Source organism: Dyadobacter sp., assembly GCF_039919315.1.
In the GTDB taxonomy this organism is placed as follows: Bacteria; Bacteroidota; Bacteroidia; order Cytophagales; family Spirosomataceae; genus Dyadobacter.
On record NZ_JBDSFX010000062.1, the window covers coordinates 1 to 7,028 of the forward strand.

The window sequence follows — 7,028 nt, forward strand, 5'->3', positions numbered from 1 at the left end:
GACCCCGTCTAGGCGACCCCGTCTAGGCGACCCCGTCTAGGCGACCCCGTCTGGGCGACCCCGTCTTCAAGACTTACCAAGTCTAACAATACAAAAGTAAATGCAAGGGCAATCTGACGGTTTATAGTTTTCAAACAGATCTTTATAATAATCAAACAGCCCTGCTTCTCAGGCCACCCGGAGTAAGGCCGGTCTGTTTCTTGAAAAAAATATTGAAGTAGGCGGGGTATTCGAAGCCGAGACTGTACGCAATTTCGGACACATTCCAGTTGGTATGGTTCAATAATGCCTGAGCTTCCTGGGTGATCCGGGCAGAAATGTGCTCTGTGGTGGTTTTGCCGGTGATTTCTTTGACCGAGCGGTTCAAATGATTCGCATGTACCGACAGGCTTTTTGCAAAATCATTCGCTGTTTTCAATTTCAAACCATTTTCTGGCGCATCAATCGGGAATTGCCTTTCCAGTAACTCCATAAAGAGCGAAGTAATGCGGCTGGACGCATTGATCTGTCGTTCAAAACTTTCGGCAGGCTGCATTTTCATCGCCTCGTGAATGATCAGGTGCAGATAGTTACGCAACATTTCATACTTGTGCGTGTAGTCTGACTCGATCTCTGCCATCATTTTTTTGAAGATCGTAGAAAGGTCTTTTTGCTGCTGCTCGTCTACAAAAAACACGGGATTGCCGCCGATCTTAAACAATGGAGAATCCTGCAAAAAGTCCTTCCGCTCAGCAGGATGGACGAAAGTTTCCGTAAATAACGAAAACCAGCCAAGCTGCTCTTCGGAAATAGCTTCCCAGGAATAGGGTACCATTGGATTGGAAAAAAGCAATGCAGGCCGGTCAATGTCAATCCATTTATCGGCATAATGCAACCTGCCTGTGCCGATGATGAACGAAACCTTGTAGAAATCCCTGCGACTAAAAGGCGTCTTTTTGAAGCAGGAGCTTCTTTCAAATACATTGAAGTGACCTGCGCCCGTATTATTGAGGGATAATCCGGAAGCATTGGCTTGTGGTACGCGGCGATAGAATTCCTGAATGCTTTCTGAATTGCTCATTTCGTAAAATTATAAAATTCAAATAAAGTATGCCAAAAAGTATCTCGAAATTTCTAAAAGGTTAACAGCTTTTTAATTCGAAAAAAATCCCCGGAGATCATCATTGGACTACTCAAAATATTCAAAATGGATCAAAATGGTAGTCCTGTGTTGTAGTATTTTTGTAAAAGGTAACGTAGTAAACAACACGTAGTGATGTCAAATCGAAGTTCAACCAAAGAGGTAGATCCCAGGGCGTATGCCGCAATACGCCAGCTGGAAGCCTATATTTCCGAAAGCGGCCTGGATAAAATACATTATAAATTGATCAAGATCAGGGCTTCGCAGATTAATGGCTGTGCCTATTGCATCAACATGCATACCCGTGACGCCCGAAAGCTGGGCGTGAGCGAGCAGAAACTCTACCTGCTGAGTGCATGGCAGGAAACGCAGCTTTATACTGAGGAAGAAAGAGCAATTTTAGCATTGACGGAGGAGGTCACATTGATCGCCAATCACGGAGTTAGCGATGCAGTGTACGACAAGGCAGTGGAATTGCTGGGTGAAGCTTACACCAAAGCGGTGGTCATGGCGGTGGTCACGATCAGTGCCTGGAACAGAATTGCGATCACGGATCATTTAGCGCTTGATTGATGAATCACATGTTCAATAGTCCTTTAACCCAAAGTAAGCCATCGGAGAAAGCCGATGTCTTCAAAAAGCTGCATTACAGCGAGGATCTGCTGGTATTGCCTAATATCTGGGACGTAGCGGGAGCGACATTGCTGGAAGAAACAGGGTATCGCGCTGTGGCTACGGCAAGTGCTTCGATCGCTCGTGCGAACGGATATCATGACGGAGAAAATGTACCTTTTGAGATGGTATTGAGTATTTTATCTCAAATCGTAAAGTCGGTGAGCGTACCGGTGACTGCCGACATTGAATCAGGTTACGCGTCCGATGCCGCCACATTGAAAACGAACATCCGCAAACTGATCGGAACTGGTATTGCCGGGATCAACATTGAGGATAGCGATCCGCGGACGCATCGGTTGTTATCGATCGAAATTCAGGCTGAGAGAATCGGTCTGATCCGCAGGGTGGCGGAAAGAGAAGGTGTAAGATTATTTATTAATGCAAGAACGGATGTTTACCTGCGACATTCGGATTTGCAGCCGGAGGCTCGACTGGAACAAAGTATTGAAAGAGGCAAAGCGTACGTGGATGCCGGGGCGGATGCGGTTTATCCAATTCTGGTCAAAGACGAAGATGCTATCGCCACTTTGGTGCAGGAGTTATCAGTGCCGGTGAATATTCTGGCCACGACCGGAGTGTCTGATATTCAGGTATTACGGAAACTGGGTGTGGCCAGGGTGAGTTTCGGCCCAAATTTTCAAAAAGCAGTACTATTAGCCATGAATAAGTTGTTAAGTGAAGTAAAAAGTGAGGGGAGTCATTATCCGGTTACCGGAATTTAGGGACTTCTGGTTTTTAACTTTTTTCAATCTCCCGGTCCCAGGACCGGGAGATTTTATATTTTTAGATAAAATTATACTTTACCTTGCCCGTTCATTAGGCTAAATTCAGTTGATAACAAACGGCGATTCTCTATGCAGGAAGATATTCTTTTACAGATCAGTAATAAATTAAAAGAGGTCAGAAAGAATAAGGGAGTAACCCTTCAGGAGATTGCAAATGAGGCCGGTGTTACCAAAAGCCTTGTGTCTCAGATAGAAAACAGCCGTACTATTCCTTCTTTACCGGTAATGCTGGGGCTGATCAAAGCACTTGACATTGATTTGAATGCTTTTTTCAAAGATATTATTTCGACGGCGCCAGGCGAGAGCGTGCTGATCAGAAGGAAGGAAGAGTATCAGCCGTTTACGAAAGAAAACGCCAAGGGATTTTACTACCACCGCATTTTCAGCAAACAGTTTAAGGACAACCATATCGATGTGGTGCTGCTTCGGCTGGAAAAGGATGCGCGCCGCCCCATGGTCCGCACTAATGCATTTGAATTCAAATACGTGCTGCAAGGATCGGTAGAGTATACTGTCGGGAAAAATAAGTACGTCCTCAATCAGGGCGATTCTATGTTTTTTGATGCCAATGAACTGCACAATCCTAAATGCATCGACGGCGACGAGGTGCTGCTGCTCGTGATCTACTTCTTCAATGAATCCGTGTAGTCTCGCTACACGGGAGATGCGTTCGCTTAATTTCTAAAAGTTAAATATTAATTAACATTCTGGTAATATCTGCGCGTTTATAAGGTGCTATTTTTGCATTTTGGAGAAAAATATGCCCTAATTATTTCAATATTACTTAACTTGTTCTTGTGAGTGTAGTGATTTGGAGATATTTTTGGTTGCAAATCAGCATGTTGACCTGAAATGAAGTTCGTAAGTTAAGTATTGCTTTACATTTGCACTTTCAAATTCGATCTGATTTCCTAAATCCAAACTGAATAAAGTTTAATATTAGTTCACCAATTATAATCACAAAGATGTTAACAGAACTTGTTGTTTTTGATATGGCGGGTACCACTGTCGAGGACAAAAATTATGTAGGAATTGCGTTTCAGCAGGCAATGAAATCGCAAGGTTACGGCATTGCTATTGAGGACGTAAATCCATTGATGGGTTATGAAAAGCCGTTGGCGATCAGGATGATGCTGGAAGTGCGGGAAGCGGATAAGGGCAAAATAACCGACGAACTTGTAGCTGCCATTCAGGCGAAATTCGTGAGCGGAATGTTGGATTTCTATCGTACGACGCAAGAGTTAGCACCGCTACCCAATGTAGAGGAGACTTTTGCAAGCCTGCGTGCGGACGGGGTGAAGATCGCATTGAACACCGGTTTTTCCAGAGATATCGCTGATGTGATTATCGATCGGCTGGGCTGGGAAGACAAGATCGACTACCTGGTAGCAAGCGATGAAGTGCCTTACGGCCGTCCTTACCCGGATATGATCCAGAAAATCATGAAACAGCTGGGGATTACTTCCGCTGAAAATGTGGCGAAAGTAGGAGATACGGAGGTGGACATTAATGAAGGGATCAATGCGGGTTGTAAATATGTGATAGCAGTTACGACGGGCGCATTCACGCGTGAACAATTGCTTCCCTACAAGCCTACCCACATCATCGACGATATTGCAGACGTACTCAGCATTATTTCAGCGAGCAGTGCCTTTGCTACCCAAAAAAATTAATAGACATCCCATTCCAAAGTATTTATAATGAGTAAATCTGCTATTGTTATCGGAGCAGGAATCGTTGGACTTGCCACTGCGCGTGCGCTGGCAATACGCGGTTATCAGGTTACAGTAATTGAGCGGTCATCGAAAGCGATAGGTGCTTCGATCCGCAATTTCGGGATGGTATGGCCTATCGGACAGCCGGAAGGGAAATTATATGAGCGGGCTTTACATGCCAAAAGTATATGGAAAGAGACGCTGGCTGGCGCGAAATGCTGGTCTTATGAAGGTGGTAGCCTGCACATGGCATATCATCAGGACGAGCTGGAAGTGATCAAGCAGTTTGTGGAAGTGAGTCCGTACAGACCGGTGAGCGTCCTCAATGCAGTTGAAACATTGGAAAAATCCCCTGCGGTAAACGGAAAAGAATTGTTGGGTTCGTTGTGGTCGAAAGATGAAATGATCGTGGATCCGAGAGAGGCGATTGCGGCAATACCGGGTTACCTGGAATCACAATGGCGGATCAAATTTATCTGGAACACCGCGATTTCGAAAGTCGAATATCCGCATGTTTATTCGGGTGCCAAAAGCTGGTCGGCGGACGAGGTTTTCGTATGTAGCGGTCAGGATTTTGAGACGCTTTATCCTGAACAATTCTCAGCGGCACCACTCACCAAATGCAAATTGCAAATGCTGAGACTGGAAGCGCAGCCAGACGATTGGAAAATCGGTCCGGCCTTGTGTGGCGGTCTTTCGTTGATACATTACCACGGATTTCAGGCCGCGGCTTCATTGCCGGGTTTGAAAGCAAGATACGAAAGCGAATACAGCGAACATTTGAAGTGGGGTATTCACGTCATGGCTTCACAGAATGGATTAGGTGAGATTACAGTAGGCGACTCGCACGAGTATGCACTCACTTTCGATCCTTTCGACAGGGAATTTATCAATAAAATGATCCTTGATTACCTGGGTACGTTTGCTCAGTTCAAATCGCCGAAGGTTTTCCAGACCTGGCATGGGATCTATCCCAAAATGACAAACGGGAAAACCGAAATTGTCATCAGACCGGAAAGCGGGGTGACCATTATCAACGGTCTCGGAGGTAACGGGATGACATTATCATTCGGGTTATGTGACGAAGTGGTTGGAGGGACATACCAAGCATTATAAGGCCAATCTAATCTTATTCCTATGTTTTCAAAAGCATTGTATATGTTGTCCGCGGCATTACTGCCGCTGGCAGCGTGCGCCCAAAACCCGGAAACAAAGCCATCCGGGATTGAGCATGTGATCGTTATCGGCGTGGACGGTCTCAGTCCCGACGGTATCAAAAAAGGCAAAACGCCATTTATCCATAGTCTCATTGAAAACGGGAGCGTAAAATGGAATGTGCGTACTGTCCTGACCTCCGCCAGTAGCCAGAACTGGGCGTCGATGATCATGGGGGCTGGGCCGGAGCAACACGGAATTATTAATAACGACTGGGAAATGGACGATCATACCTTGCCACCGATCGTGAGTGAAGCAGATGGTCGTTTTCCTACGATTTTCAGTGTTTTGCATCATGCAAAGCCGGAAGCTGAGATCGGTACTGTGTATCATTGGGATGGTTTTGGGAGATTATTCCAGAAGAATTCAGTGAATTACGACAAGCGTTTTTCGACCGAGGATTCGACGGCCACGGATTTTATCCAATACATTAAAACTAAAAAACCAGTACTGGGTTTCGTGCATTTCGACCATGTAGACCATGCGGGCCATCACGGTGGGCATGGATCGAAGGAATATTATCAATCTGTTTCCAAAACCGATTCGCTGATCACCAGGATCATTGACGGGATTAAGGAAGCGGGAATCATGGACAAAACATTGGTCATTATCTGGGCAGATCATGGCGGGATAGGTTATGGCCATGGCGGCGCTACGCCTCAGGAAGCTGAGATAGCAGGTATTTTTTATGGAAAAGGTGTCAAGAAGGGGTATGTCATTCAGCAGCAGGTATATACTTACGACCTGGCGTCGACCATTGCCTATGCGCTAGGTGTTCAGCAGCCTTATGCATGGATCGGCAGGCCGGTGAAACCTGTTTTTGAAGGACAGAATGAACCGGAGAATTTATGGCTGGGCGAAAAGACAGTAGAAACCCCGGTAATTTTCCCCGACCGCAACTTGTACCAGCAAGCAGGAGGGTTATATGTGAATGAAAAACCAAAGGTGAAAATTGAATCGAAAGTGGCAAACGGAGTAATCCGCTACACCACAGACGGTTCTGATCCACTTTTATCGCAGCTGATTTACAAAGAGCCATTTGAGGTCAATAAAACGACGGTAGTGAAAGCGAAAACTTTTGATGAGAAAGGTAACCCAAGTCTGGCTTCCACTGCTTATTTTAGATTGGTGAAAAGCGGACAGGGTAATGGTGTCACTACTACTTTTTATCAGGGTAATGATCTGCGGAAACTGCCTGATTTTAGCCAATTGAAAAAAGGGAAAACCTGGAACCATGCTGAATTTGGCATGGAAAGGGATCAGATCAACAAGTTGCTGGAAAAAGGAAATGAGAGCTTTGCGTTGCAATTTGAAGGGTTTATCCAGATTGATACAGATGGGAAATATCAGTTTTACACTCAGTCGGACGACGGTAGCAAGCTGTTCATCGACGGGAAACAGGTGATGGACAATGACGGAAACCATGGTGTGCAGGAAAAAACAGGTTCTGTCGAACTGAAAGCGGGTAAGCATGCGATCAAAGTAACATATTATAACAATGGCGGCGGGTTCTGGCTC

At 45.5% G+C, this 7,028-nt stretch carries 7 protein-coding genes; 6 read left to right on the forward strand and 1 reads right to left on the reverse strand.

Going from position 1 to position 7,028, the window contains the following annotated elements; all coding sequences use genetic code 11:
• Nucleotides 1-151: 151 nt before the first annotated feature.
• Nucleotides 152-1,060, reverse strand: coding sequence for a helix-turn-helix transcriptional regulator (locus tag ABIO93_RS17600; protein WP_348069967.1), 909 nt, complete (start codon nucleotides 1,058-1,060; stop codon nucleotides 152-154).
• 195 nt (nucleotides 1,061-1,255) lie between these two features.
• On the opposite strand from ABIO93_RS17600, the gene ABIO93_RS17605 reads away from it, so the two are divergent.
• The 6 genes from ABIO93_RS17605 to ABIO93_RS17630 all read left to right on the forward strand — a co-directional run.
• On the forward strand, nucleotides 1,256-1,693 hold the full coding sequence (locus ABIO93_RS17605; protein WP_348069969.1) for a carboxymuconolactone decarboxylase family protein: 438 nt from the start codon (nucleotides 1,256-1,258) through the stop codon (nucleotides 1,691-1,693).
• Between the two features lie 8 nt (nucleotides 1,694-1,701).
• Complete coding sequence (locus ABIO93_RS17610; RefSeq protein ID WP_348069971.1) at nucleotides 1,702-2,517, forward strand: isocitrate lyase/phosphoenolpyruvate mutase family protein; 816 nt, start codon at nucleotides 1,702-1,704, stop codon at nucleotides 2,515-2,517.
• Between the two features lie 132 nt (nucleotides 2,518-2,649).
• Nucleotides 2,650-3,228, forward strand: coding sequence for an XRE family transcriptional regulator (locus ABIO93_RS17615; protein ID WP_348069973.1), 579 nt, complete (start codon nucleotides 2,650-2,652; stop codon nucleotides 3,226-3,228).
• Nucleotides 3,229-3,545: 317 nt separating this feature from the next.
• Nucleotides 3,546-4,253, forward strand: a complete 708-nt coding sequence (locus tag ABIO93_RS17620) for an HAD-IA family hydrolase (RefSeq protein WP_348069975.1) — start codon at nucleotides 3,546-3,548, stop codon at nucleotides 4,251-4,253.
• Between the two features lie 27 nt (nucleotides 4,254-4,280).
• On the forward strand, nucleotides 4,281-5,411 hold the full coding sequence (locus tag ABIO93_RS17625) for a TIGR03364 family FAD-dependent oxidoreductase (protein ID WP_348069977.1): 1,131 nt from the start codon (nucleotides 4,281-4,283) through the stop codon (nucleotides 5,409-5,411).
• Nucleotides 5,412-5,432: 21 nt separating this feature from the next.
• Nucleotides 5,433-7,028 (forward strand): alkaline phosphatase family protein (locus ABIO93_RS17630; RefSeq protein ID WP_348069979.1); only part of this gene is annotated, 1,596 nt, incomplete at its 3' end.

Bases quoted from the DNA above. Each gene is read 5' to 3' on its own strand.
- ABIO93_RS17600 (WP_348069967.1), bottom strand. From the start codon at position 1,060: ATGAGCAATTCAGAAAGCATTCAGGAATTCTATCGCCGCGTACCACAA.
- ABIO93_RS17605 (WP_348069969.1), top strand. From the start codon at position 1,256: ATGTCAAATCGAAGTTCAACCAAAGAGGTAGATCCCAGGGCGTATGCC.
- ABIO93_RS17610 (WP_348069971.1), top strand. From the start codon at position 1,702: ATGTTCAATAGTCCTTTAACCCAAAGTAAGCCATCGGAGAAAGCCGAT.
- ABIO93_RS17615 (WP_348069973.1), top strand. From the start codon at position 2,650: ATGCAGGAAGATATTCTTTTACAGATCAGTAATAAATTAAAAGAGGTC.
- ABIO93_RS17620 (WP_348069975.1), top strand. From the start codon at position 3,546: ATGTTAACAGAACTTGTTGTTTTTGATATGGCGGGTACCACTGTCGAG.
- ABIO93_RS17625 (WP_348069977.1), top strand. From the start codon at position 4,281: ATGAGTAAATCTGCTATTGTTATCGGAGCAGGAATCGTTGGACTTGCC.